Source organism: Fibrobacter sp. UWB16, from assembly GCF_900215325.1.
Classification (GTDB): Bacteria; Fibrobacterota; Fibrobacteria; order Fibrobacterales; family Fibrobacteraceae; genus Fibrobacter.
Window position 1 is genome coordinate 176,344 of record NZ_OCMS01000001.1, and the last position, 24,755, is coordinate 201,098.

Annotated in this window: 22 protein-coding genes; 19 read left to right on the forward strand and 3 right to left on the reverse strand. The window is 49.2% G+C overall.

Annotated elements, in window-relative coordinates; genetic code table 11:
* Positions 1 to 337 precede the first annotated feature (337 nt).
* The 17 genes from CRN95_RS00740 to epsC all read left to right on the forward strand — a co-directional run bounded on the left by CRN95_RS00740 (position 338) and on the right by epsC (position 16,409).
* Positions 338 to 1,693 (forward strand): O-acetylhomoserine aminocarboxypropyltransferase/cysteine synthase family protein, encoded by a 1,356-nt coding sequence (locus CRN95_RS00740; protein ID WP_097019805.1) that lies wholly within the window; start codon positions 338 to 340, stop codon positions 1,691 to 1,693.
* On the forward strand, positions 1,693 to 2,649 hold the full coding sequence (locus tag CRN95_RS00745) for a 50S ribosomal protein L11 methyltransferase (RefSeq protein WP_097019806.1): 957 nt from the start codon (positions 1,693 to 1,695) through the stop codon (positions 2,647 to 2,649). The genes CRN95_RS00740 and CRN95_RS00745 overlap by 1 nt, the downstream gene beginning before the upstream one ends.
* A 7-nt stretch (positions 2,650 to 2,656) precedes the next feature.
* On the forward strand, positions 2,657 to 3,259 hold the full coding sequence (locus CRN95_RS00750; protein ID WP_097019807.1) for a dimethylsulfonioproprionate lyase family protein: 603 nt from the start codon (positions 2,657 to 2,659) through the stop codon (positions 3,257 to 3,259).
* A 123-nt stretch (positions 3,260 to 3,382) separates the two neighbouring features.
* Positions 3,383 to 3,934, forward strand: a complete 552-nt coding sequence (locus CRN95_RS00755; RefSeq protein ID WP_097019808.1) for a DUF6803 family protein — start codon at positions 3,383 to 3,385, stop codon at positions 3,932 to 3,934.
* A gap of 119 nt (positions 3,935 to 4,053) precedes the next feature.
* A complete protein-coding gene (gene bioB / locus CRN95_RS00760; RefSeq protein WP_097019809.1) occupies positions 4,054 to 5,043 on the forward strand; it encodes a biotin synthase BioB in 990 nt (329 codons plus the stop codon).
* Between the two features lie 19 nt (positions 5,044 to 5,062).
* Positions 5,063 to 5,659 (forward strand): LysE family translocator, encoded by a 597-nt coding sequence (locus tag CRN95_RS00765; RefSeq protein WP_097019810.1) that lies wholly within the window; start codon positions 5,063 to 5,065, stop codon positions 5,657 to 5,659.
* Between the two features lie 86 nt (positions 5,660 to 5,745).
* Positions 5,746 to 6,771 (forward strand): sulfate ABC transporter substrate-binding protein, encoded by a 1,026-nt coding sequence (locus CRN95_RS00770; protein WP_097019811.1) that lies wholly within the window; start codon positions 5,746 to 5,748, stop codon positions 6,769 to 6,771.
* 208 nt (positions 6,772 to 6,979) lie between these two features.
* On the forward strand, positions 6,980 to 8,209 hold the full coding sequence (locus tag CRN95_RS00775; RefSeq protein ID WP_012820006.1) for an O-acetylhomoserine aminocarboxypropyltransferase/cysteine synthase family protein: 1,230 nt from the start codon (positions 6,980 to 6,982) through the stop codon (positions 8,207 to 8,209).
* 165 nt (positions 8,210 to 8,374) lie between these two features.
* Positions 8,375 to 8,623, forward strand: coding sequence for a sulfurtransferase TusA family protein (locus CRN95_RS00780; RefSeq protein WP_012820007.1), 249 nt, complete (start codon positions 8,375 to 8,377; stop codon positions 8,621 to 8,623).
* A 72-nt stretch (positions 8,624 to 8,695) separates the two neighbouring features.
* Positions 8,696 to 8,902 carry a sulfur carrier protein ThiS gene (thiS, locus tag CRN95_RS00785; RefSeq protein WP_097019812.1) on the forward strand — a complete coding sequence of 69 codons (207 nt, stop codon included), beginning with the start codon at positions 8,696 to 8,698 and terminating at the stop codon, positions 8,900 to 8,902.
* Positions 8,902 to 9,711 (forward strand): molybdopterin-synthase adenylyltransferase MoeB, encoded by an 810-nt coding sequence (locus CRN95_RS00790; protein WP_097019813.1) that lies wholly within the window; start codon positions 8,902 to 8,904, stop codon positions 9,709 to 9,711. Before thiS ends, CRN95_RS00790 begins: the two co-directional genes overlap by 1 nt.
* 208 nt (positions 9,712 to 9,919) lie before the next feature.
* Positions 9,920 to 10,330: a M67 family metallopeptidase gene (locus CRN95_RS00795; protein ID WP_012820010.1), complete on the forward strand. Its 411-nt coding sequence runs from the start codon at positions 9,920 to 9,922 to the stop codon at positions 10,328 to 10,330.
* A gap of 82 nt (positions 10,331 to 10,412) precedes the next feature.
* Positions 10,413 to 10,817, forward strand: a complete 405-nt coding sequence (locus tag CRN95_RS00800) for a Mov34/MPN/PAD-1 family protein (protein ID WP_255405730.1) — start codon at positions 10,413 to 10,415, stop codon at positions 10,815 to 10,817.
* A gap of 204 nt (positions 10,818 to 11,021) precedes the next feature.
* Positions 11,022 to 12,500 carry a thiazole biosynthesis adenylyltransferase ThiF gene (gene thiF, locus CRN95_RS00805; protein WP_097019814.1) on the forward strand — a complete coding sequence of 493 codons (1,479 nt, stop codon included), beginning with the start codon at positions 11,022 to 11,024 and terminating at the stop codon, positions 12,498 to 12,500.
* A gap of 155 nt (positions 12,501 to 12,655) precedes the next feature.
* The gene (locus CRN95_RS00810) at positions 12,656 to 13,618 is read left to right on the forward strand and encodes a family 2A encapsulin nanocompartment shell protein (RefSeq protein ID WP_012820015.1); all 963 of its coding nucleotides are present in this window, start codon (positions 12,656 to 12,658) and stop codon (positions 13,616 to 13,618) included.
* Positions 13,605 to 15,347 (forward strand): cysteine desulfurase, encoded by a 1,743-nt coding sequence (locus CRN95_RS00815; protein ID WP_097019815.1) that lies wholly within the window; start codon positions 13,605 to 13,607, stop codon positions 15,345 to 15,347. Before CRN95_RS00810 ends, CRN95_RS00815 begins: the two co-directional genes overlap by 14 nt.
* A gap of 99 nt (positions 15,348 to 15,446) precedes the next feature.
* On the forward strand, positions 15,447 to 16,409 hold the full coding sequence (epsC, locus tag CRN95_RS00820; RefSeq protein ID WP_097019816.1) for a serine O-acetyltransferase EpsC: 963 nt from the start codon (positions 15,447 to 15,449) through the stop codon (positions 16,407 to 16,409).
* Between the two features lie 95 nt (positions 16,410 to 16,504).
* Here the strand turns inward: epsC and CRN95_RS00825 are convergent, their stop codons facing one another.
* Positions 16,505 to 18,253 carry a polysaccharide lyase family 1 protein gene (locus tag CRN95_RS00825; RefSeq protein ID WP_097019817.1) on the reverse strand — a complete coding sequence of 583 codons (1,749 nt, stop codon included), beginning with the start codon at positions 18,251 to 18,253 and terminating at the stop codon, positions 16,505 to 16,507.
* 193 nt (positions 18,254 to 18,446) lie between these two features.
* Positions 18,447 to 20,114 (reverse strand): carbohydrate-binding domain-containing protein, encoded by a 1,668-nt coding sequence (locus CRN95_RS00830; protein WP_097019818.1) that lies wholly within the window; start codon positions 20,112 to 20,114, stop codon positions 18,447 to 18,449.
* 203 nt (positions 20,115 to 20,317) lie between these two features.
* Here CRN95_RS00830 and CRN95_RS00835 point away from each other — a divergent pair, with 203 nt between their 5' ends.
* Entirely contained in the window at positions 20,318 to 21,931 is a 1,614-nt protein-coding gene (locus CRN95_RS00835) for a bifunctional indole-3-glycerol phosphate synthase/phosphoribosylanthranilate isomerase (RefSeq protein WP_097019819.1), read from the forward strand.
* A gap of 122 nt (positions 21,932 to 22,053) precedes the next feature.
* Here CRN95_RS00835 and CRN95_RS00840 read toward each other — a convergent pair whose 3' ends face one another.
* A complete protein-coding gene (locus CRN95_RS00840; RefSeq protein ID WP_097019820.1) occupies positions 22,054 to 23,100 on the reverse strand; it encodes an Rpn family recombination-promoting nuclease/putative transposase in 1,047 nt (348 codons plus the stop codon).
* Positions 23,101 to 23,529: 429 nt separating this feature from the next.
* On the opposite strand from CRN95_RS00840, the gene CRN95_RS00845 reads away from it, so the two are divergent.
* Positions 23,530 to 24,684, forward strand: coding sequence for a DHH family phosphoesterase (locus CRN95_RS00845; RefSeq protein ID WP_235002799.1), 1,155 nt, complete (start codon positions 23,530 to 23,532; stop codon positions 24,682 to 24,684).
* Positions 24,685 to 24,755: the final 71 nt, after the last annotated feature.

Here is a 24,755-nt window from a genome sequence, read left to right on the forward strand (position 1 = left end):
CTCACTACGTTCGGAATGACGCGCAAGGTTAGACAGCACGAACGCTTGCGTTCGTATTGGATAACCGCAGCAGTCATGCCCCGCAGGGGAATGACGTAGGAGCCGAGTGATGCAGAAACATGCTTGCATGTTTCTATATCCGAGGCGAACAAGTCAAGCCCCGCTAGGGGACTGACGTAGAAGACGATTTTCGTCATCCTGAACAACGTGAAGGATCCAGTAAAATCCAGCATTAAACAATACTAATAAATTAATCTTATAACCTACAATATTTATTTAGTATTGGACAAGGTAATAGTTGCGTTCTATATTTTGGCGCGAAAGAGGAGTTTTTAATATGACAAAGAATACATCAAAAAAGAAAATTGAATCTGCAAAGAATACCGCTAACGTTACTGATCCGAGCAAATGGAATTTTGCAACAAAGTGTTTACAGGCAGGATGGAAGCCCAAGATTGGCGAACCACGCGTACTCCCGATTTTCCAGTCCACGACTTACAAGTACGAAGACGTCGATGAAGTGGAACGCCTCTTTGCACTCAAGCAATCAGGCAACAAATACACCCGCACAGGGAACCCGACCGTAGCGGCATTTGAAAGCAAGATTACGGAACTCGAAGGCGGCGTGGGTGCAGTTGCAACCGCATCGGGGCAAGCCGCAGTCCTCCTTGCGATTTCGAACCTCGTGAAAGCAGGCGACCACATTGTTGCAAGCAAAACCATTTACGGCGGCAGCTACACATTGCTCAGCGTAAGGCTTTCCAAGCTCGGCATTGAAACGACGTTCATCGACCCGGAAGATTCCATCGCAGAACTCCGCAAAGCATTCCGCCCCAACACCAAGCTCATTTTCGGCGAAACGATTGGCAATCCCGCCTTGGGCATTTTAGATTTTGAAAAGTTTTCCAAGCTCGCCAAGGAATTTGACGTTCCCTTCCTCGTAGATAACACGCTCGCAACGCCATTTCTCGTGAAGCCTTTAAAACTCGGCGCAAACGTTGTCATTCATTCGGCCACAAAGTACATCGATGGTCACGCCGTTGCGCTCGGCGGTGTCGTCATTGATGGTGGCAATTACAACTGGGAAAACGGTAAGTTCCCAGACCTCGTGGAACCGGATGCGCAATACGCAAACACCTCCTATACTCAAAAATTTGGACGTGCCGCATTTATCGCAAAGGCTCGTGCTCAATTCTTGCGCGATTATGGCGCCGCATTAAGCCCGTTCAATGCATTCCTTTTGAATTTGGGCCTTGAAACGCTCCATTTGCGAATGCCGCAACACAGCAACAACGCACTCGCATTGGCTGAATTTTTGTCCAAGCATCCCGCCGTGAATTGGGTCAGCTATCCGGGACTCAAATCTAGCCCATATTTCAAGCGCATCCGCAAATACTTTGATTATCGAGGCGGCAGCGGCGTACTCACATTCGGCCTCAAGGGTGGCAGAGCAGCCATCCGCTCGTTTGTCAAAGCTTTGAAAGTCGCCGCCCTCGTCGTTCACGTTGGCGACGCCCGCACAAGCGTTTTGCACCCGGCAACAAGCACACATTCGCAGCTTTCGCCGAAGGACAGACTCGCCGCAGGCATCCCCGAAGATATGATTCGCGTATCCGTTGGCATAGAAGACCCGCGCGACATCATCGCTGACTTTGAACAAGCTATTGCAGCAAGCACCAAAGGCGGTAAGTAATGAGTATCGTTGTAGATGTCAATAAATACCTTGCATTAAATGGTGCGACAAAGCGCATCAAAGATTACCTCTCTATTGAAGTTGCCGATCACGCCTACCTGCCGAAAACTGAAGACATTAAAAGCGACTGGGTCGCCTACATTGCAGCCCCCGCATTCAAGCTGATTCGCGAAAAATTGGGTCACGACATTGATTCATTCGTTTCCATCGGCACAGGTTCCGGCATAGACGTGTTGACCGGCATTGAGCTTTTGGGAGCAAAGCGCGTAGGCTTCACGGATTTGCAAAGAAGCGTTGTCGCCGCCGCGGCACAGAACGTTAGGAACAATTTAAAAAGCAACGACATTGAATTTGAATTTGGCGATGGCGATCTTTTGCAACCGCTCCAAAACGGCAAGCGAAATTACGACGTGATTTACGAGAACCTCCCCAACGTGCCGCTAGCAAGCAACACAAAGATTGAAGACAAGCGCAATAGCGGCCATTATCTGGAAAAACGCGAAGAGGCTATTCCCGAATTTGTGCATGAGCAAATGCTTGACTTGCATTACTTGGCGCTCAAGCAAGCACGCGATTATTTGGCACAAAACGGAGCCGTCTATTCAACGCTTGGTGGGCGCGTTCCGCTCAGCGCATTCATCAAGCTCGGAGAATTGGCTGGACTCCATTCCGAGATTTTTACGTATTCCTGGAAAGTCCAAGCCGAGCCGGAAGATGTGATTTCGGGATACGCCGCACAAGAAAAAGCTGGCCTCGGCCCGTTCAGATTCTACCGCGCTGAAGACTTGCAAAAAGCATTTGCAAACGTTTCCGTCAAAGATTCAGGCAGTCGCGCTTTTGAAATTGAAAAAACTCTCGATTCCGTAAAGCTTACCGCAACCGCCGCATACGAAGCATTCAAAAAAGGCGAAGTCATCGGCCATACCGTCGCCGTGTTAAAATCTAGCGTGGAATAGGGATGCTATGAAAAATGTTATTCAAAATTTAATTGAAGAATCCCAAAAGTTTCTTTTCAAGAGAGCCAAAATCGACGATAAAATCGGGCTTGAAGCCGCCAATTTTGCAGTCCGAGACATTCCAAAGCCAATTGGAAAATTTGAAAAAAGCGACTCGCCGCTAATCCGCTACATTGGAGAAGCTATCAAGCACGGGAACCCTGAAACTGCAGATTTGCTAAAAGCTTTGGAGCCCGCCCTCCCCTATTTGCCGTGGAAATACAATTACGAGCCGCGCCCCGACATGCCTGATTTAGCCGATCAAATGGGATGGGGAGAAATTCTCGGCCCAGAAGCGCCCTATCACGACGAGCATTTCTGTTTCGGCTTTACGCTCCTCGGCAAAAACACTTTTTACCCCTCCCACTTGCACCCCGCCACAGAACTGTACGTCATTTTGTCCGGACACGCCATATGGACACTAGACGGAATCTCAAAAGTACGCGGTCCTGGAGAGTTTGTACTGCACCCATCCAACCACATACACTCCATGCAAACCGAACACGAACCCATGCTCGCACTCTACACGTGGAGCGGTAAAGACGTCAAAACGCTTTCAAAATATGTGTAAAAAAATTACACTTTTTCTTAGCACTAGATATCAAAATTTTCAATAACACTTTTGATAATTTCTTTTTGTACATTGCTTTACGAGATGGAGAATAAGTCAAACCCATAACAAAAAGGATACAACATGTACTCTACTCACTATATGGATCTGCTGATGCAGAATTCTCCCTGGAACCTGATTCTCTTCATGGCAATCCCCGTCATTCTCGCAGAGACCATCGCCATCACGGAATTGTTCCTGCTCAAATCGCCAAATGCGCACCCGACACTCTCCAAAGTGAATCGCACCGCGGGGATTCTTGCGGGGGTCGCATTCTTTGGAATCATAATCTATTTCATTCCAAACGTCATTATACCGCTCGCATCTGCTGGTGAATTCAGAACATGGATTGACGTCGTAGCCATATTCTCTTACATCCTTGCGGGCATTCCGATGATATTGCTTGCACTTTTGAACTTGAAACTTTTATTCCGCAAAGTTGTTGAGCAGAAAAGAACGACATACGCTATTCTTCTACTCGCCGCATTTCTCGTGCTTTCTCACATTGCCATGATCTTCGGGATGGTTGACCCGGGAATTGCAGGCTACAAGCCCAAGGCGAAGGCAGTTTCCGAGGTTCAACCCCCTGCACACCACATGGATTCAATGCACGAAGGTCACCACCATCACCATTGAGCATTCAATTTCTTGAATAACGTCCCTACAAGCCATAGCTTTTTTGTATTAGCCAAGCATTAACTTGGCTTTTATATTTGTCACCAAAATTCAACAAGCTCAATGACGGTAGTTTAGGAATGACAATTACAGATTATTTGACAAAAGACTGGGACGAAAGCAAAACCCTTACTCGCGAAGAATGTTTGCAAATTTTAAATTTTCCAGACAACCAGCTAGATTTGTTAATCGAAGCCGCATTCAAGTTGCGCACTAAATACAAAGGCAACCGTGTCAACATTCAGCTTTTGACGAATGTCCGTAGCGGCAACTGCACTCAAAATTGCGCCTATTGCGCCCAATCTCGCGATTCCCAAGCGCCCATTGAAAAATACAAAAGCGTTTCGGACGACAAGCTGTACGGCGATAATAATCTTGTTGATGAATTTCACCTGTCTCGGCATTGCATCGGGCTTTCGGGCATGGGTTTCACAGACAAAGAAATTGAAGAACTCGCCGAACGCATTGCGCACATGAAGAAATCGGGCACGCACATTTGCTGTTCCATCGGATTCTTGACAGAACATCAAGCCCGCATTTTAAAGGCGGCAGGCCTTGATCGTATCAACCACAACTTGAATACGAGCCGCCGTTTTTACCCCGAGATTTGCAGCACCCACACATACGAGCGACGCATCCAAAACATTCGCATGTTGCAGAACATCGGCTTTGAAATTTGCTGTGGCGGCATCATCGGCATGGGAGAAACCAAAGAAGACGTGGTCGATATGCTTTTTGACTTGGTCGCCATCAATCCAGAATCCGTCCCCATAAACTTTTTGTTGCCGGTCAAAGGCACACGCCTCGCCAACCTCGACATTTCCGGGCTCACATTCGAATACGGCTTCAAAATCCTTTGCCTAACCCGTCTATTGCTCCCGAAATCGGACATCCGCTGCGCCGCCGGTCGCGAAGTCTATTTCAAAGGACACGAAAAGGAACTCTTCAAAGTCGCCGATTCCATTTTCGCTTCGGGTTACCTCACCGAAGGCGGTCAAAGCTTGGAAGCCACATTCCGCCAAATCGAAAACGCAGGCTTCACATGGGCTGTAGAAAGCAAAGACGAATAATCATCGAACAGGTCGCTTAGTGTCATTAGAAGTTGCACTTTCTTTTTTACTATACGCATTCGTCTCGGGAATTACCCCGGGACCCGCGAACCTCTGTTCTCTCTCGGTAGCGATGGGGAGCGGGAAAAGCGCCGCCATAAAGCAATGGTACGGACTTTTCACCGGATACACAATCGTCTCGCTAGTATCTGTTTTTATAGTTTATTTTATCAGTAGTGCATTTGAAAATTTCATCCGGGTATTTGCTTTCGTCGGAGCAATTTACATTGCATATTTGGCAATCAGCCTTTTAATTCAAGCGTTCAAGCCACTCGAAGAAATCCGCAACAGCCGCACAACCGGTAGTTTCCGCACAGGTCTTTTCGTGCAACTCACAAACGTTAAAATCATGGTGTTCTGCCTCACGGCAATCACAACCTACATTCTCCCCTACCACCAAGATTTTCCGCACCTGCTGCTGTTCGGCATACTATTGCCGTTTACAGGCCCCATCTGCAATTTGGCGTGGCTTTTCGCAGGCGTTTTACTGCAAGGGCTTTTCAAAAAGCACCACAGAATATTCTATACACTTATGGGACTCTCGCTACTGTATTGCGCCATTGGGATTGTGAAATAGTAGTCTGATATAGCATTTTCTTTTTGAAGTAACAAATTATTGGGAATAAAATATTACTATCATTCTCAATAAGAAGGAATTTCACTATGAATCTGCATTTTTTCAAGACAGTTTTTGCGGTGGCGCTGGTGGCGGGCGCGGGTTGTTTTTTCGGTTGCTCTTCGGAAAAGGCTCCCGAGGTTGAGAACAACACGCTTGTCAACGTGTCTTACGACCCGACTCGTGAATTCTATTCCAATTACAATCATATTTTTATGAAGCATTGGAAAGAGGCGACCGGCAAGGATGTGAAAATTACGCAGTTTCATGGCGGTTCGGGCAAGCAGGCGCTTGAGGTGGTGAACGGGCTTGAAGCGGATGTGGTCACGCTCGCGCTGGAATACGACGTGAACATCGTCCGTGACGCAGGGCTTATTGAAAACGGCTGGGTCAAGGAATTTCCGCACAACAGCGCTCCTTACACTTCGACGATTGTGTTTCTCGTGCGCAAGGGGAATCCCAAGAAAATCAAGGACTGGAACGATCTCGTCAAGGACGGCATCGGCATCATCACGCCAGATCCCAAAACTTCGGGCGGTGCGCGCTGGAATTATCTCGCGGCCTGGGCTTATGCAGAAAAGCAGTTCAACGGCGACGAAGCGCAAATCAAGGGATTCATGAAGAAGCTATACCAGAATGTTCTTGACCTCGCTTCGGGGGCGCGCGGTTCTACAAATACGTTCATTGAAGAGCGCAAGGGCGATGTGCTGCTTTCTTGGGAAAACGAGGCATTCCTTTCGCTCAAGGACTACCCCAAGGATTACGAAATCGTGATGCCGAGTGTGAGCATTTTGGCAGAGCCTTCTGTCGCGATTGTAGATAAGATTGTAGACAAACGCAACACGCGCAAACTTGCGACGGAATACCTAAATTATCTATACTCTGACGAAGCGCAGCATGTTGCGGCAAAGCATCATTACCGTCCGACAAACAAGGCGATTCTTGACGAGTACAAAGAATTCGATCAGAATGTCAATCTGATTACGATTGAGCATTTTGGCGGTTGGGAAAATGCACAGAAGACGCACTTTTCCGAGTATGGGATTTTCGACCAGATTTACGAGAAAAATTAAGCATTTCAAAGCGCAAATAAAGTAACAAAATCCTAGTTATAGAAGCACCTCGTTCAATAACTGAACGAGGCTTTTTTATAACAGCAAAACGCCCCTTTCCTATAGAAAATACCTATTAAAAGCCATATAAAATTAGTATTGGACAATTGCACATTTGCGTTCTATATTTACCCACAAAATTTATAGGATTATGTACGGAGAATGTTGAATGGATTTTAATACGACTTTATTGCATCATAATTTTGAAAGTGAACGAAGTACCGGCTCTACGCTTACCCCTATTTATCAAGTCAGTGCATTTTCGCAAGAATCCGCAGAGAAACTCGAAGCTGTTTTTAACAATAGGGCTCCGGGTTTTGCATATACGCGCATTGGAAACCCCACGACAGATTCTTTCGAAAGGCGCATTGCATCTCTTGAAAAGGGCATTGGCGCCATAGCCTGCTCGTCGGGCATGGCTGCCGTGACGATGTCGCTCTTGAACATTTTGCAGTCCGGCGACGAAGTTATTGCAAGTACAGCGCTGTTTGGCGGCACGATCGACTTGTTCCACGATTTGGAAGCATTCGGCATTAAAACCCGTTACGTCACAGAAGTTACCGCTGAGAGCGTTCGTTCGCAACTGAGCGATAAGACCAAGGCAGTTTTTACAGAACTTATCGGCAACCCGAAACTCAATGTCGTTGATATTCAAAGCGTTGCAGATGTCGCACACGAAGCAGGCGTCCCGCTGATTGTCGACAGCACGACGGCAACTCCTTACCTTGTCCATCCTTTTGACTTTGGCGCAGATATCGTTGTCCACTCCTCTTCCAAGTACATCAACGGAAACGGCAGTGCCATCAGCGGCATCATCGTCGATAGCGGAAAATTCAAGTGGGATTACACCAAATACAAGGGCTTGGAAGAATACAAGCGCTTTAGCAAGTTCGCTTATCTCGCAAAGCTCCGCAACGGCGTCTGGCGCAATATTGGTTGTTGTCTCGCCCCCGCTACCGCATTCCTGAACTCGCTCGGGCTTGAAACTCTCGGACTCCGCATGGAACGCCTTTGCGATAACGCCTTGCAACTCGCTGAATTTTTGCAGGGTTTCGAAGGCATCAAGGTCAACTACCCCGCATTGAAGGGCAATCCCTATTACGATCTCGTTCAAAAGCAGTTTAACGGCAAGGGCGGCGCCATCATCTCGATTGACGCAGGCTCCAAGGAAAAGGCTTTCAAGCTCATCAACAACTTGAAATACGCTACAATAGCCACGAACATTGGCGACTTGCGCACACTCGTCATCCACCCGGATAGCACGATTTTCACGCACAGTACCAAACTGCAAAAAGAAAACGCAGGCGTGTTCGAAGGCTCGATCCGCATCAGCGTAGGCATTGAAGATATTGCCGACCTCAAGGAAGATTTCGAACAAGCTATAAAGCAGATTTCGTAGAAGGACAGCCCCAAAAGGTGTCATTCTGAGCGAAGCGCAGCGTAGTCGAAGAATCCGCGAGTAACCTATAAAAAATTTCAATAACTCAGCATAAAAATTAAGTATTGGACAAGTTAAAAAACGCGTTCTATATTTAGCATCAAAATTAAAGTACGGAGATAAAAAATGTCAGAAGAAATTAAAGTAGACGATACCGTCGACGTCACCGACGTCAAATGCCCCACTACATTTGTCAAGGCTAAAGTCGCTATCGAAGAACTTGACGAAGGTCAGATTCTCGCAATCCGTCTGAACGACGGCGAACCGGTGCAAAATGTGCCGCGTAGCCTCAAGGAAGAAGGTCACGAAATCCTCAAGCTCAACGACAATCAGGACGGAACCTTTACGCTCTTTGTGAAAAAAGTCGGGGATTAGCCCCAAAAGGCGATCCCGGAATAAATCCGGGATGACAGCGAAAACAATTTAAACAAAAAAGGAATTTCAAACATGTTTATTACTGTTGCAGGAAACAAGAAAGAATTTAATGACGGCCTCACCGTTGCTCAACTCATTGAACAAGAAAAGGTCGAAACGCCGCAGTACGTGACCGTTTCCCTGAACGATGAATTTGTTGAAAACAACAATTTCGCAACCACCGCTCTCAAAGACGGCGACAACGTCGAATTCCTCTACTTCATGGGAGGTGGTCAGTAATGGCTTTTACTAACGAACAACTCGAACGCTATTCCCGCCACATCATCCTCAAGGAAGTGGGTGCAAAGGGCCAGAAGAAGCTTTTGAACGCCAAGGTGCTCGTCATTGGCGCAGGTGGCCTCGGTGCTCCTGTCGCTATGTACCTCGCCGCTGCTGGCGTTGGCACCATCGGCATTGCCGATGCAGACGTCGTTGACCTTTCCAATTTGCAGCGCCAGATTATCCACGCCACAAAGGATGTGGGCAAGCCCAAGGTGCAGTCCGCCAAGGAAACGATGGAAGCGATGAATCCGGATGTCAAGGTGATTACGTACCACACGTTCGTCACTAGCGACAACATCATGGACCTCATCAAGGATTACGATTTTATCATTGATGGAACCGACAACTTCCCGGCAAAGTTCCTCATCAACGACGCTTGCGTCATGGCCAAGAAGCCGTTCTCTCACGCGGGCATTATCCGCTTCCAGGGGCAGCTCATGACGTACGTTCCGGGTCAAGGTCCGTGCTACCGCTGCGTCTTCAAGGAACCCCCTCCGAAAGATGCCGTGCCGACTTGCAAGCAGGCAGGCGTGATCGGCGCTATGGGCGGTGTTATCGGTAGTTTGCAGGCGATGGAAGCCGTCAAGTACATTCTCGGTGTTGGCAATTTGCTCACGGGCTACTTGCTCACCTACAATGCGCTCACGATGGAATTCCGCAAGATCAAGCTCCCGACAAACACGAAGGATTGCGCAGTCTGCGGTGACCACCCGACGATTGACCATCTGATCGACTACGAACAAGCCGTCTGTGAGATGAAGCACTAAGCGAGTCGGAAGTAGGAAGTTGACAGTAGGAAGTGCCATGCCCGATTTAATCGGGCATCACCCTTTCAACACAAGAAGGAGATTCCCGGTCGGAGCCGGGAATGACAAACAAGGCGAATGTTGCGACAAAACGCTTGAGTTTTGGCATAGCTGAGCCGCAAAATCAAGCCACGAAGTGGAATGACAAGCAACAAAAAAAGGAATTTCAATGATTACAATTTCAAAAGATGATTATCAAAAAATCCTGGAGCATGCCCAGAAGAACCTCCCCGAAGAGGCTTGCGGGCTGATTGCCGGGAAAATTGAGGGGAACGACAAGCATATTGAAAAGGTTTACCTGCTCACGAATATTGACCATTCCAATGAGCACTTTTCGCTTGACCCTAAGGAACACTTAGCCGCCATCAAGGATATGCGCCAAAACGGCCTATCCCCGCTTGGTAACTGGCATTCCCACCCCGAGTCCCCGTCGCGCCCGTCGCAAGAAGACAAGCGCCTCGCTTTCGACAGCAAGGCTAGCTACTTGATTCTTTCGCTGATGGATCGTGAAAATCCGGTGCTCAATTCGTTCCATATCGAAGGCGACAATGCCACGAACGAAGGCTTGGTGATCGGGTAAAGGTCTCCGTACAAACGGCGCCCCTGGGATCCTTCTGAAATTCCGATTCCGGGGGCGCTTTTTTATAGGGGAAATTTTAATGATGGCCAAATATAGTAAAAACATTTATGAACAAATGGTTTTAGCAGCCAAAAAAGCATATCCGAACGAATGCTGTGGTATTTTGGTGGGTAAAAAGTCCGAACAGAGCGAAATCGAAGTGACCGAAATTCGCGAAGCCGAGAACCAGTTTCAAGGGCAAAAAGCAGTCCACTTCAAAATAGACCCGCTATACCTTTACCACTTGGAACAAGAACTTGAAACGCGCGGTCTTGAAATTGTCGGCATTTACCATTCACACCCCGACTGCCCCGCCATTCTCTCCAAAGAAGACGAAAAATACATGGTCCCCGGCCTCGAATACGTCATCATGTCCGTACAAAACGGCGAAGTCGTGGATGTGAAAAGCTACAAGAAGGCGATGCCGCCACTCAATAGCAATAACTAATGAATATTGACCAATGACTAATAACCATAAACTATTGACCACAGACCAACAGCTATCTGTTATAGAAAAAATCAATAAGTCCGCATAAAAATTAAGTATTGGACAAACGCGTTTTTACGTTCTATATTTCAGCACGAAAAAATCCTACAACTATTGTGGGAAAATTTGTACGGAACAACCACTTTTTAATGTACGGAGAAAAAAGTGAGAATTTATATATCAGCAACCCTTAGGAATTTCTTCGGGAAAAACGCGCAAGTCAGCGTCCCCGAAAACACGGTTAGAAAGGCTCTCGCCAATTTAATAAGTACTTATCCAGAAGGAGAAAAAGTCCTTTTTGATGAAAACAACAAGCTCAGAAGTTTCATCAAGATCTACCTCAACGGCAAGAATTTGAACGTCGATACACTCTGGGACGCCACACTTGAAGACGATTCCGAAATTTTGCTTTTGCCCGCCATCGCAGGCGGCGCACCGATTGAAGAATCGCAAAGCAAACACGTCGAAAGCTTGATTTCTGACGAAAGACGCAAGGAAGTCGCTTTTGACGATAGCGAAATTGAACGCTTCGGCAAGCACCTGATGCTCAAAGACATCGGCGTCAAGGGCCAAAAGCGCATCAAGGCCGCAAAAGTCGTCGTCATTGGCGTTGGCGCACTCGGCTCTCCGGTGATCCAGTATCTCGCCGCCGCAGGCGTTGGCACCATCAAGGCCATCGACTTCGACGAAGTCTCGCTCGAAAACTTGCAAAGCCAGGTATTGCACGGCACACGCGACGTCAAGCGTCCGAAGGTCGCCTCTGCAAAGGACAAAGTCAAAAACATCAACAAGAATATCGTCTTTGAAGCCGTCAAGGAACAGCTCGACGCATCGAACATCGAAGCCGAAATTGAAGGCTACGATCTCGTTATTGACTGCACGGACAACTACAAGACTCGCTACCTGATCAACGACGCTTGCGCTCTGCACGGCATTCCGCTTGTGTTCGGCGCGATTTACCAGTTCGAAGGCCAAGTCGGCATTTTCAACTTGGATGGCGGTCCATGCTTGCGTTGCCAATACCCATCCCCTCCGCCAGCAGGGCTCATCCCCTCCTGCGCAGAAGGCGGCGCCATCAGCCCGCTCCCGGGAATCATCGGCAGCATCCAGGCAAACGAAGCGCTCAAGCTCATCTTGGGAATCGGAGAACACCTGAACGGCAAAATTCTCCACGTGGATAGTTTGTACTTATCTTCGAGAATTTTCAAGGTCGAACACGATTGCCATTGCCCGATTTGCGGTAACAATCCGACAATCACAAACGTCGAAGATATCGACTACGAAGACCTTTGCGGATTGAAGACCACAAACGAAACGCCTGTGGAGGGATTCACGCCCGAAGAACTCGCCAAGCGCATCGACAACGGCGACGACATCACAATTGTTGACGTCCGCGAGCCGCACGAACGCGCGATTTTGCGATTCCCGAACGCCATCGTGATTCCTATCGGACAGCTCGTTCGCAGACAAAAGGAACTCGATCCAAATAAGGATACGATTTTCATTTGTAAACAAGGCAAGCGTAGCGAACTTGCCATCAACACCTTGCGCGAAGCGGGTTACACCGGTCCTTTGTACAACCTAAAAGGCGGTATCGACGCAATGAAGGACATCATGTTCTCGCACGAAGGCGCTTGGTTATAACGTAGGGCATTGAATAGGGAAAAGCTATGTCAAAAAAATTTTTCGACAAGGGCAGATTCTCGTAACAACAAAATAAGCTTATTATTTTCTAACATTCACATCTAAATACTAGGAAAATAGTTTTAAACACAACTAACAATAAGAGGTAAACCATTATGGCAAATGAAGCAGAAAAGAACACGGGCATTAATGCCCTCGGCGCCAAGGCCGCTTACAACCTGGCGAACGTCACCAAGACCAAGCCGCAATTTGGCGCGCTCACGCCCAAGTGGCTCACCAAGTTCCTTGAATTCAAGGGTCTCGAAACCGGTCTTTTCCGCGTGAACAAGGTCGTCGAAGGCCAGACACCGCTCGACGTTCTTTGCAGCGCTACCAAGAAGTCTGACATTATCCCGGAAGGCTACGTCGAATACGAAACCGAACCGCGCGAATACAAGCTCAACTCCATCTCCACGATCATCAACGTCAACACCGCTATCGAAGACGTTTACAGCTCCCCGTATGATCAGGTTCAGGAACAGCTCGGTCTCGCTATCGAATCTCTCCGCGAACGTCAGGAAAGCCAGCTCATCAACAACGATGACTACGGTCTCTTGAAAAACATCGCTGACTCTCAACGCATCCAGCCGCTCCGTGCCGACGGCCGCCCGACTCCGGACGATCTCGACGAACTCATCTCCAAGGTTTGGAAGGAACCGTCCTTCTTCCTCGCCCACCCGCGTGCTATTGCCGCATTCGCCCGTGAATGCACCCGCCGTGGCGTGCCGCCTGTCGTTGTAGACCTCGCCGGTAGCAGATTCCTCACCTGGCGCGGCATTCCTCTCGTTCCGACCGACAAGCTCCTTGTCGATGGCGTGAAGAACCCGAAGTCTCAGGGTGGCAAGACCAACATTCTCCTCGTCCGTACTGGCGAAGCCAAGCGCGGCGTTATCGGTCTCTTCCAGGCCGGTCTCAAGAACGAACACTCCCGTGGCCTCTCTGTGCGTTTCCGCGGTATCGACAACAAGGGCGTTGCATCTTACCTCTTGTCTCTGTACTGCTCTGCCGCAATTCTCGCAGACGACGCTATCGCCGTGTTAGAAGATGTCGAGGTTGGCGAATACTATGACTACGAATAATCCAGAAACCAGATCGCTGGAAGAACTCGCTGGAGTTCCCAATGCGGCTGAACTGGAGCAATTGGCAAATGCGTATTTTCCGGATTTGACGGATAGCGCATATGCAGCAACCCCCGCCGCTCCCGAAGCGCAGAATGCATCTGCCGCTCAGGGCGTCAGTGCAGCTCAGGGTGCCGCAGCCATCAGCCAGACTCCAGCCTTCGACTGGGAACACCCCTTTGCGACCTATGGCGACCAGCCGACATCCTCGGCTCCGTTTGCCTATGGCGGAAGTTCTACAGACACCTGGCTCAACACGGTCGAAGCCCCTGCGGTTCCCGAATCGCAGTTTGCATCGCAGCTGAGCGATATTCCGACAGCCCCCGCACCGGCTCAGGGTTACTCCCCGAAGGTCGTGTCCAAGACGCAGGCTGCCCAGAACGCGCGCCCAATCGACGCTCCGACGTCCCTCGGTGGCGATTCCGTGAAGACGAGTTCTGCAAACAGCGGCGCAAATTCTCGCAACGATTCCATCCGCATCGGTTCCAAGACGCTTGCCCAGATCCGTTCTGACTTCCCGATTCTTTCGAAGCAGATCAACGGCCATCCGCTCGTTTGGCTCGATAACGGTGCAACGACGCAGCGCCCGCAGGTCGTCATTGACCGCCTCAAGTACTACTACGAAAACGAAAACTCCAACGTGCACCGTGGCGCTCACACGCTCGCGGCTGCATCGACAGACGCCTACGAAAATGCACGCAACATTGTTCGTGACTTTATCGGAGCTCCGTCTTCTCAGGAAGTTGTTTTCGTACGCGGTACAACAGAAGCCATTAACTTGGTTGCAAATGCCTACGTGAAGCCGACGCTCCAGCCGGGTGACGAAATCATCGTCTCCATCTTGGAACATCACGCCAACATCGTTCCTTGGCAGCTCATTGCCGAAGAAACAGGTGCGATTATCAAGGTGATTCCGTGCGATTCTACCGGTCAGCTCAAGCTCCACGATTACGAAGCTTTGTTCACGAAGCGTACCAAGTTCGTTTCCGTGACGCATGTTTCAAACGTGCTCGGCACTGTGACCCCGATTGAAGAACTCATTGCCATTGCTCATAGACACGGCGTGAGAATCCTCATTGACGGTGCCCAGTCCATCGCTCACATCCCGGTGAATGTTGCAGCCCTCGACGCAGACTTCTTCGTGTTCTCTGGACACAAGGTGTTCGCTCCGACCGGCATCGGCGTTGTCTATGGCAAGAAGGAATTGCTCGAAGCGGCCCGCCCGTACCATGGCGGCGGCAACATGATTGCGGACGTAACGTTTGAACGCACAATTTACAACGGAATTCCGAACAAGTTCGAAGCTGGTACCGGAAGCATCGCCGACGCTGTTGGCCTCGGTGCAGCCCTCCAGTACCTCTCCGAAATCGGGATGCCCTGCGTATTCCGCTGGGAACATGAACTGTTGCAGTACGGCCTCAAGGAATTGAAGACTGTCAAGGGTCTCCACCTTGTGGGAACCGCACTCAACAAGGCTTCTGCGCTTGCCTTCAAGCTCGACGGTTATTCCGACGAAGAAGTGGGCAAGAGACTCGACGCATACGGCGTTGCCGTGCGCACCGGGCATCACTGCGCTCAGCCGGTTCTCCGCCATTTCGGCTACGAAAGTACCGTGCGACCCACTCTCGCATTGTACAACTCACCGGATGACATCGACGCCCTCGTAAGAGCGTTGAAGACATTCGCGTAGATTAGACAAAGACGGCCCTTCGGCAGGCTCAGGGACCTAAACAAGTTCACTGAGCTTGTCGAAGTGAACGCCGTAATACTCTTTCAACAAATTTGACTTATGCACGAATTAATCCAAGAATCTGAAGTTGAAAAAGCCGTACAAATTATTTTCGACGATTACAATCGCGGCAAGCATATCGACAATATCGATATTTACAATCGACCCGACCAGGCCGAGATCCAGACGATTTTGCAAAATCTGATTCGAGTCGTTTATCCCGGACACTTCAGAGATCGTTCGCATAAGATTTACAACCCTAAAAATAGCTTTGCAGTTCTTATCGAAGATACGTTCTACCACCTCCACAAACAGGTGGCAATTGCGCTAGATTACTGCAAATTGCGCGGTTCCATGACCTCGGACGAGCGCAAAATTGAAAGCTATAGAATTTGTAAGGAATTCTTCGCCAAGATTCCGCAAATTCGCGAATTCTTGGAAACCGATTTACACGCCGCTTTTGACGGCGACCCTGCTGCCGGTTGCCTTGACGAGATTATCCTCGCCTACCCCGGTCTCATGGCGACAACCATTTACCGCATCGCCCACGAACTTTATCTTTTACACGTTCCGGTTCTCCCGCGACTCATGACCGAATATGCCCATTCCAAAACGGGCATCGACATCCATCCGGGTGCAACAATCGGCAAATACTTCTTTATTGATCACGGCACAGGCATTGTGATTGGCGAAACCGCAGTCATCGGCAAGAACGTCAAAATTTACCAAGGCGTCACACTTGGCGCACTTTCTACTCGCGGCGGACAAAAGCTCTCCGGCAAAAAGCGTCACCCCACCATTCAAGACAACGTCACTATTTACGCGGGAGCATCCATTCTCGGCGGAGATACCATTGTTGGCGAAAACGCAATTATCGGCGGCAACGCCTTCATCACGCGATCCATCGAGGCCAACACTCGTGTCAGCCTCAAGAATCTTGAAATGGATTACGTTTCAACCACCAATAGCAAGCACAAGACAGAAGAGCTCCAGCAAAGCGACGAGTGGTACTATATTATTTAGTAGGAAGTGGTTAGTAAACAGTGGTTAGTAGGAAGTAAAAAGGACAAAACCCGCACTCGGACGAGCACGGGTTTTCAATTTATTTTAAGATAAGATTATCGAACAGTTATGCGTCGCGTTTCATGACCGACTCGCAAGAGGTACATGCCCGCACGAGGAACGGTTATCGAGCTTTCGCTCCCCAAGGACTGAACTTTTGTAATCAGCCTGCCCTGGGCATCCAGGAGATACGCAGCCTGCGTAGCACCTTGTACGGTAAGAACTCGACCGTTGACAGAAACATTGAAATGCGGAGCAACCGTAGCGACATTCAACGAAGTCGTGCCCTGCTCCGAGCTAGAGCTTGATTCGACTTTACTAGAGCTAGACTCTGCAACCTCTCCATTTGCACCAATAACCGTAATAGTTCCGTTCTTAGTTGCATTTGTCGTAGCCCCAGTTGTTGTCACGGTAAAGTTGTACGCTCCCACTTCAGCATTTTGAGCGACCGTACCTGAGATGTAGAAATCACTACCCTTCATTGTTCCCACAATACCTTCGGGGAGTCCCGTAACAGTCGCACCCGTGGCGCCAGCGACAGTAAAGTAAAATTCTTCGATAGATTCACCTTGCTTGACTTGTTGCTTGGCGCTACCCGAGCCGTGCTTAGTAAGTGTCGCCATTCCAGAAACAACCTCCCCCTGCGAGGAACTAGATACAGCCTGCGAGGAGCTGGACTGTGCGACACTGCTACTGGATTTCGCAACACTTGAACTAGACACAGCCACGCTGGAACTAGACTGTACTTCGCTCGAAGAAGATGCGGGCGTCACCGTTTGAGATTTTCCCGGATCAGGGAGCGTCGCTCCTGCGTACAACTTAATGGAATCGCGCAAAGCGTAAGCTTTTGCCTGTGTACTCACATCGGTCAGGCTCATGGAATAGCTCGGCTTGAACGCCGTACCCGTACCGTCCTGCTTCTTCTTCACGTTCTCTTCGTAATTTTCAATCATTTGCGCCGCCGTAATGGCTCCATCGCTCGTGTACAAGTCAAGCGCCTTCTGCACGCCAATGAACACGTTCCTTTCGATGCGGATGTCCGCCTCGATAGCGGCTCGCACGCAATAGCTCGCATTCTTGCTATCGAAGAGGTTGTTCGCCACATGTACCTTGCCAAAACGCACACGCGGCATGCGTTCGACCACGCCGTCAGCCCACCACGTATGGTGAATCGTCACATTCAGGTGTCCGCGGTCGCTCGTCTTTGTCTTGCTGTTACCAATCAGGTTGCTGAACTGATGACCACTCGATGCCGAAGTGTAGCTGAACTTGGTCCACGAAATCGTCACAAAGTCCGAGGCGTTGGTAATATCCAAGTTGCCGTCGTGACCGTCGTAGACATCCACGTGGTCAATCCACACATTCTTCGATTCGTGATTCACCTGGAGGCAATCTTCGTCATCGTCATCGTGTGCGCCCACACCCTTGAATTTCAGGTTGCGGATGATGACGTTCTTCGAGCCGCTCAGCTTCATGGCACTGCCCGAAGTAGGCTGCGCGATAATGGCGCCCTGGTAACCGTAAATCGTCACGTTGCTACCGACTTCCACCGGACCCATGTACGTACCCGGCTTCACGTAGATAATCTTGTTGCCCGCCTTGGCGTAGCTCTTGAGGTCGTTCACGTTGTCGACCGTGACCTCGGAGTAGCCCTTGCCGCCCGTAGTGCCGCCATTCTGCGTGGCAAAACCCGCCATCGGAAAATCCGGCGAAGTCACCGCAAACGCAGGAATCGCAGCCGTTGTCACAGCCATAGCCGCAAATGTAGCTACAGCACCAATCGATTTAGAGAACAAATAATTCATAAAACATCCCTTTTTTCTTTAAATTTAAGCCGCCGAACCAGAAAACGCATCAAAAAAGAGCCCCACACAACTCAAAGTGTCCTCTATAGACAACTCCGTTTTAACCGAAAAATCAATTACGATCACCCAGCAGGAAAGGCTTGCCCCCTAAGGAGCAAGCCTTTAGTGTTTAGGAGGAAATTCAAGGGAAAGGCTATTTTTCGTAGTAGGTCATGCCATTCGGGAGGGTAACTTCGGTCATGCCGCTCACATCTACCTGGGACACAGAGCTGACTTCGCCACCATAAATAATCATGCTACCAGAAGAGCTAGGCTTGAAAGCGGCTTTGCTAGAACCATACGCCGTACCAGCCGTGTAGCTTGTAGCAGTGCAATAAGGATACTCTTCGGTTTGGCTTCCGAAACCAAGCAACACACCACCATTGATGCTAAATCCATTGTCCGTATCAATAAGCCCACCAGCCGTATTCGTGGAGCAAGAGCCTGAGCCACCCCTGTTTCCGCCCTGATTTCCCGGAGCAAACATTGCGCTAGACCTTCCGCTAGAACCGATTTCAAGGAGCAAAACGCCTCCGCTCATTGTTGCCGTTCCATTGGCATCAAGCACATCAATATCGTTACCCGCCGCATAGAGGTAATGGTAACCGCCACTGATAATGATATAACCCTTGGAGCCGCTCATCATGCCAGTCGGGCCGCCGCGGCCACCCCACTGAGAACCACTCGTTGAGTTGGCATCAGCCGAGCCTCCCGCCGCATTCCAAGCATCATCGCTTGCAACCGTCGCCGTCTTTCCGCCTTCTGCCCTGATGTAGAACGCTTCAATACCTTCGACAGCCTTGGTGATGTTGATGGATCCGTCAGAAATGCGCAATGTTGAATCGGCATGGATGCCGTCATCGCCCGCAGAAATCGTCGTGCGTCCACCGTTAAAATAAATGTTCATGTTGGAATGGAGCCCATCATCGCCAGCATTGATGTTAAACTCACCGCCAGTGATGACCACAATTCCCTTTTCTTCCGTGACTACACCTTCGTCGTCGCCCTCGTCGCTCTTGATTCCGTCGCCATTTGTTGCCGTCAGTTCAAAATAACCGCCCTCAATATTTACAGAGCCCTTGCCCTTGATGGCGTGATTTTTGGCTTTGACTGTAATTTCGGGCAAATCACGAATGCGCAAATCGTTGCTGCAATGAATTCCGTTGTTGTAGTTTCCGGTTACGGTTAACGCGCCGCTACCCTTGATTGTCAAGTCATCCTTGGCATAGATAGTCGCATTTGTCGTGTCGCTGGAACCGTTAGACTTTGTATAAGATTTCGTGCGGGTAGAAGCATCTTCAAGAGTATTCTTTGTCCCATCCACCAACAATAAAAATACCTTGTTCGCATTTTGAACATAAATTGGAGCGTCAGAGGCGCTTGCAAGTTGCAAACCATTCAAGTACAGATAAACATTGTCTGTACTCCCAGCGTTAACGATTATTTGGTTGTCGTTCGAACTGCCGGTAAGCTGGTAATTTCCTTGGCAGCTGATGGTAATGGTCTTTTCATTTTGAGCAATGCAACCATTGTCATTCGAGACCGAAACGGATGCGTTGGTAAAAGTAATAACCGGATCACCAGAAATTTCGGAAACCATTACAGGATCCGAAGCCACTTGTTCAATAACGACTTCTTCGGTCGTAGAGCTTTGACTAGCCGAAGATGATTCCGGATTAGAGACCACCGTAGTTTCACCGGCAGAATCTGATTCAGCAGCATTCGGGGCAACAATACCCGTAGAATCTACGCTACTATCACCACAGGCGCAAAGCGTTAGAGCTGCGCACCAAACGATGTTTGATAATTTCAATGTTTTCATATATCACCCCATTTTTTCTATAAAAGTAGCTCCGGCACAATCGTAAAAAAAGTGATACAAACATATTTTTGAAATACGCACATTTTTCTTTTGGGACGAAAAGTTCCATACGGAACAAAACACCCCAACAACAATTACTCCAACTAAGACCAACTTTCTTTTGAACATGCCTTAAATTTTTCTACAATTGGCGTAGAGGAATTATGAGCGAAGATATTTTGCAAAAAATCGTGCGGATGCGCCGCGAAGACATCGATAGACTTGGGCTGAATTTCAACATTGATATTCCCGAGGCGCGTCGCGTTGGTCATACTGAATTTTTGGGTAATGCAGGAGCCATCCTTGAGGTCAAGAGGGCTTCGCCATCCAAGGGAGACATCGCACCGGACTTGAATCCAGTGGAACTTGCCACGACTTACGCCGAAGCACACGCTCAAGCGGTCTCCGTGCTGACCGAAATGAACTTTTTCAAGGGCTCGCTCCGTGACTTGATTGCCGTAGCGGACTTGATGGAACGCCGCCGTCAGCAGGGCTTGCACACTTGCGCTGTTCTCCGCAAAGATTTCCTTTTATTCGAAGACGAAATTGACATCGCTTACCGCTGTGGCGCCGATGCCGTATTACTCATCGCCCGCATCCTCGACGACGAACAGCTCGTTAAGATGGCACAGCGCGCGCAGAAGTTCGGCATTCAGGCATTCGTTGAAGTTCGCGAAGCTGACGATTTCCGCAAGCTTGCCGTTGTGACAGCCGCTCTCGGAGATGCAGCCGCCAAGACGATCGTCGCAGGCGTCAATTCCCGCGACCTCGCCACATTCCACACAGACCCGCTGATTCCCGCAAGCGTCCGCAGCAAACTCCCCGCCAAAGCCGTTTTTGAATCGGGCATTCTGAGCGCCGCCGATGCGACATACGCCCGCAATCTCGGATTCACAGGGATTCTCGTCGGCGAAGCCGTCGCCAAGAATCCGCCGCTCGCCAAAGACGTGGTCAGCGCATTCGAAAGCGGATGCGAAAACGCCCGCGGACAGTTCTGGAAGAAATTCGCCGAACGCAAATTTGCCAATAACGAGACTCGCGCCGCCTCATCACAAGATGCGCGCCCACAAGATGCGCGCCGCCCGCTCGTGAAAATCTGCGGCATCACCCGCGAAGAAGACGGTCTCCTCGCCGCCGAACTCGGCGCCGACATGCTCGGTTTCGTGTTCAGCACCACCAAGAGACTCACCACCGAAGAATTCGTGCGAAACTTCGCCGCAAAAATCAGCATGTGTCATCCTGAGCCCTTCGACAAGCTCAGGGACCTAAATAAGGTTGGTGAGCCTGTCGAACCACTACTCGTTGGCGTGATAACCGACCCGAATTCCGTCGAAGGCAAAACCGCCATCAAGCTCGCCCAAGAAGGCGTGCTCGATGCCGTACAATTCCACGGCGTTGATCCGCACAATTCCGACGCACTCGCGGAATCTTGCAGCGCAGCCCTCCCCTACTACTGCGCAGCCCGCGTAGGCGCCCCCGAAGATTTCGATTACGTCGCAAGTCTCCGCAAGAACGGCGAGCCCCGCATTTTGCTGGACGCCAAGGTCGAAGGCATCCCCGGCGGCTCCGGCAAGACCATCCCCGAATCGCTCCTCCGTGAAAAAGCAAACGGAGCCCCGCTCTGGCTCGCCGGCGGCATCAATCCTGAAAATGTCGCCACCCTCTGCGAAAAGTTCCACCCCGAACTCATCGACGTATCTAGCGGCATCGAAGACGCCCCCGGCATCAAGAATCACGACAAGATGAAAGCGCTGTTTGCGGAATTCGCCGCAAAATAACTTTCAAGAAATCGCAATTACAAGTAAAGCCTATCCTACAGGATAGGCTTTTTACTTGTTTCTATTTCTATTTCAAAATCTTTCATCCATGAATTTGACATAGTTCTAGGACTAAAATGAGCCTACCTGGAATTATTCGAAAGGCCTAAAGAGGCTCGGATTTTAGCCATTGAAGCCCCCTTCTTTTGCATTCGTTCAACAAGGTTTAATGCCTTTTCAACAGCTTTATCCTCGATTTGCTTGACGAAATCAGGGTTATCCTCTACAAATGCCAACTGTTGTGCATATCTGTCCCATTTCAAGTGCATAATATACCTGTACCTTTTGAGTTCTTTTTTATTAAATCTAGCTAGTTCGGCAAACGGAAGCAAGCCCTCGAACTTTTCCGTTTTCAGAGCAGGAGGAAGCTCCTTCAAGCGGTCCAAATAGCGAAAAATGAACAGCCACTTGGCGACCTCCGAATCACTTTTGCGAATCATCCTCGTAACCTTCGGAAGCTCGATAATCGTGAAATTGGCACTGTCAATTAGCCGTTCGGCGGTTACATAATCGAGAATTCCGGCACGGTGAAGTGGCCGATTATCATCGAACACCCGAAATCGGGCAAAAGAAATCACATAGACAGGCTTGACATCGTAATCCCAATCGGGACCGGGTTCACCCTGTTGCACAATCATCTGACTTGAATAAAACACCAAACGCTTCAAAAAATTCGTTTCCCGCTGAATCTGCACCTCTATTTCAATAAGATTATCCCGCTCATCGCGACAATGCAAATCAAGGATTGAAGATTTGGAAACCTTGCTACCAGAATCATTGAGTTCCGGCTGGAGCGACGCCACATCCATGATTTTTTGCGGGATCTGCCCTTCGAGCATATCATTCAGCAAGTTCAGCAAATTGCGTTTTCCGCGATGCGTATCCGGAGAAAACGTTTTCTTAAAAGTCTTGTCGTACAAGAGACTTGCGTAAGGTCCAAATTCACCTTCCTTGACAAAATACCGCGAGAGGTCGCATTCTTCGGCATTATACGGGGCTACATTTTCATGAAGTTTATTCAACTTCGGAGAATCAGCAATCCAAACTAGCGGTTTATCTCCATGGTAAAAACGCCCGAGTCCAAGCTTTTCAAGAATCGGGTCTGCACATTTTTTATTTTGAACGTCCATTTGATCCCCTATTTACGTGTTGGAGCAATTTGCACACGCCCCTATCTTATTAACACGCGTTTTTCAAAAAATCATCCACCATTTTTTTCGTAAAATTTTTCATGCACAAGATAGGCATTTTCTATACCCGCCCATTTTCTTATTAAATTTTTACAAAAAAGTTATCGTAACCTATTGACAATCAACGACTTACATTATATATTGATATACGTAAAGGTGAAATCGGTAATCCACTCAGACCGCTTGCGGGAGGGGTTCCCGTAAAACGGAACGGATTCACTGGTTTCATCAAGTGTTTGATAAAATGGCTTCCGGAATGTGCCGGAAGCCTATTTTTTGCATCTTCATTTTGCAGCGCCTCTGCAACCGCAAAAAAAAATAAAAATTTACAAAATCCCGCAAAAAGCGAAAAAAGCTATTTTCTGCGGCATGAACAAACAAACTCTTTTCAACAACATCATATCCATCTGTCTCTCGGGCGCTCTTTTCTGCGCTTGCGGCGACAGCACTTCTTCCGACTCAAACAACGAAGGAGAAGAATTCAAAAACACCGTCAACGCCTTGGACTGGGGTTCCGACACCACATTCGTCATCGGGCACAAGACTCCTGATGTCGATGCCGTCACTTCGGCTATGAGTTACGCTGCACTCATGCGAGCTTTGGGGCACAACACCGTCGCCAAAATCGTAAGTCCAATCAATCGCGAAACGGCTTACATCGCCGAGAAATTCGGATTCAAAATTCCTGAACAGATGTCGTCTGTAAAAGCCGGTACGCGTCTCATCCTCACCGACCACGCCGAATCCGCGCAGTCCGTCGAAGGAGTCAAAGAGGCTAAGATTCTCCAGATTATCGACCACCACATTCCTGGCGACCTTGACGAAAAAGTCACCTCCGACACTTACGTGAACCGTCAAATTATCGGTTCCGCCTGCACCATCATTTGGGATCTCTACAAAAAGGCCGACGTCAAAATCGATAACGACATGGCCAAGATTCTTTTGGCGGGCATCCTTTCTGACACGCGCAACTTGACCAAAGTCGCATCCTCGGCTTTAGATTCGTCTGCATGGAAAAGCCTCATCGAACAGCTCAAGCTTTCCCCCGATAGCGTCGCCAAGCTCTCCCGCGAAATGGACGATGCGTCGCACGATTACTACGGCATGACGGACAAAGAAATTTTCCTCTCCGACTACAAGGATTACGAAATTGAAGGCGTCAAAATTGGAATCGCAAGCAACGACTGGTATGTCGATTCGACCAAGAAGGATTTCTTTAAACGTCTCGCCGCCGTGATGCCCGAAATTGCCAAAGAAAAGAAGCGCGACATTCTCTTTGCCAAGGTTGACGGACACGACCCGAATCCGGATTCGGAGACCGCGGCCGAAACACCGTTCATCGAATCGGGCTCCTACACCATCATCTACGCTACAGGCGATTACGAAGCCACCGCTAAAAAAATCGCCGAAAGTGCATTCGGAGAACTTTTCAGCGAAGGCGTTTACTTCTCCGCCGAAAAAATCAGCCGCAAGTCGCTGATGGTCCCAAAAATCACGGAATACCTCGAAGGCAAGGAAAAATAAAACCACCCCTTGCCTCAAAAATTCAACACTATAGCATAAGGGCTTCCGGGATTTGCCGGAAGCCTAATTTT

What these genes read in the sequence shown, in the direction of transcription:
- CRN95_RS00810 (WP_012820015.1), top strand. Translation starts at nt 12,656, where the DNA reads ATGGCAAATGAAGCAGAAAAGAACACGGGCATTAATGCCCTCGGCGCC.
- CRN95_RS00745 (WP_097019806.1), top strand. Translation starts at nt 1,693, where the DNA reads ATGAGTATCGTTGTAGATGTCAATAAATACCTTGCATTAAATGGTGCG.
- CRN95_RS00835 (WP_097019819.1), top strand. Translation starts at nt 20,318, where the DNA reads ATGAGCGAAGATATTTTGCAAAAAATCGTGCGGATGCGCCGCGAAGAC.
- CRN95_RS00770 (WP_097019811.1), top strand. Translation starts at nt 5,746, where the DNA reads ATGAATCTGCATTTTTTCAAGACAGTTTTTGCGGTGGCGCTGGTGGCG.
- bioB (WP_097019809.1), top strand. Translation starts at nt 4,054, where the DNA reads ATGACAATTACAGATTATTTGACAAAAGACTGGGACGAAAGCAAAACC.
- epsC (WP_097019816.1), top strand. Translation starts at nt 15,447, where the DNA reads ATGCACGAATTAATCCAAGAATCTGAAGTTGAAAAAGCCGTACAAATT.
- CRN95_RS00815 (WP_097019815.1), top strand. Translation starts at nt 13,605, where the DNA reads ATGACTACGAATAATCCAGAAACCAGATCGCTGGAAGAACTCGCTGGA.
- CRN95_RS00750 (WP_097019807.1), top strand. Translation starts at nt 2,657, where the DNA reads ATGAAAAATGTTATTCAAAATTTAATTGAAGAATCCCAAAAGTTTCTT.
- CRN95_RS00775 (WP_012820006.1), top strand. Translation starts at nt 6,980, where the DNA reads ATGGATTTTAATACGACTTTATTGCATCATAATTTTGAAAGTGAACGA.
- CRN95_RS00795 (WP_012820010.1), top strand. Translation starts at nt 9,920, where the DNA reads ATGATTACAATTTCAAAAGATGATTATCAAAAAATCCTGGAGCATGCC.
- CRN95_RS00780 (WP_012820007.1), top strand. Translation starts at nt 8,375, where the DNA reads ATGTCAGAAGAAATTAAAGTAGACGATACCGTCGACGTCACCGACGTC.
- CRN95_RS00740 (WP_097019805.1), top strand. Translation starts at nt 338, where the DNA reads ATGACAAAGAATACATCAAAAAAGAAAATTGAATCTGCAAAGAATACC.
- CRN95_RS00755 (WP_097019808.1), top strand. Translation starts at nt 3,383, where the DNA reads ATGTACTCTACTCACTATATGGATCTGCTGATGCAGAATTCTCCCTGG.
- CRN95_RS00840 (WP_097019820.1), bottom strand. Translation starts at nt 23,100, where the DNA reads ATGGACGTTCAAAATAAAAAATGTGCAGACCCGATTCTTGAAAAGCTT.
- CRN95_RS00825 (WP_097019817.1), bottom strand. Translation starts at nt 18,253, where the DNA reads ATGAATTATTTGTTCTCTAAATCGATTGGTGCTGTAGCTACATTTGCG.
- CRN95_RS00830 (WP_097019818.1), bottom strand. Translation starts at nt 20,114, where the DNA reads ATGAAAACATTGAAATTATCAAACATCGTTTGGTGCGCAGCTCTAACG.
- CRN95_RS00790 (WP_097019813.1), top strand. Translation starts at nt 8,902, where the DNA reads ATGGCTTTTACTAACGAACAACTCGAACGCTATTCCCGCCACATCATC.
- CRN95_RS00800 (WP_255405730.1), top strand. Translation starts at nt 10,413, where the DNA reads ATGGCCAAATATAGTAAAAACATTTATGAACAAATGGTTTTAGCAGCC.
- CRN95_RS00845 (WP_235002799.1), top strand. Translation starts at nt 23,530, where the DNA reads ATGAACAAACAAACTCTTTTCAACAACATCATATCCATCTGTCTCTCG.
- thiS (WP_097019812.1), top strand. Translation starts at nt 8,696, where the DNA reads ATGTTTATTACTGTTGCAGGAAACAAGAAAGAATTTAATGACGGCCTC.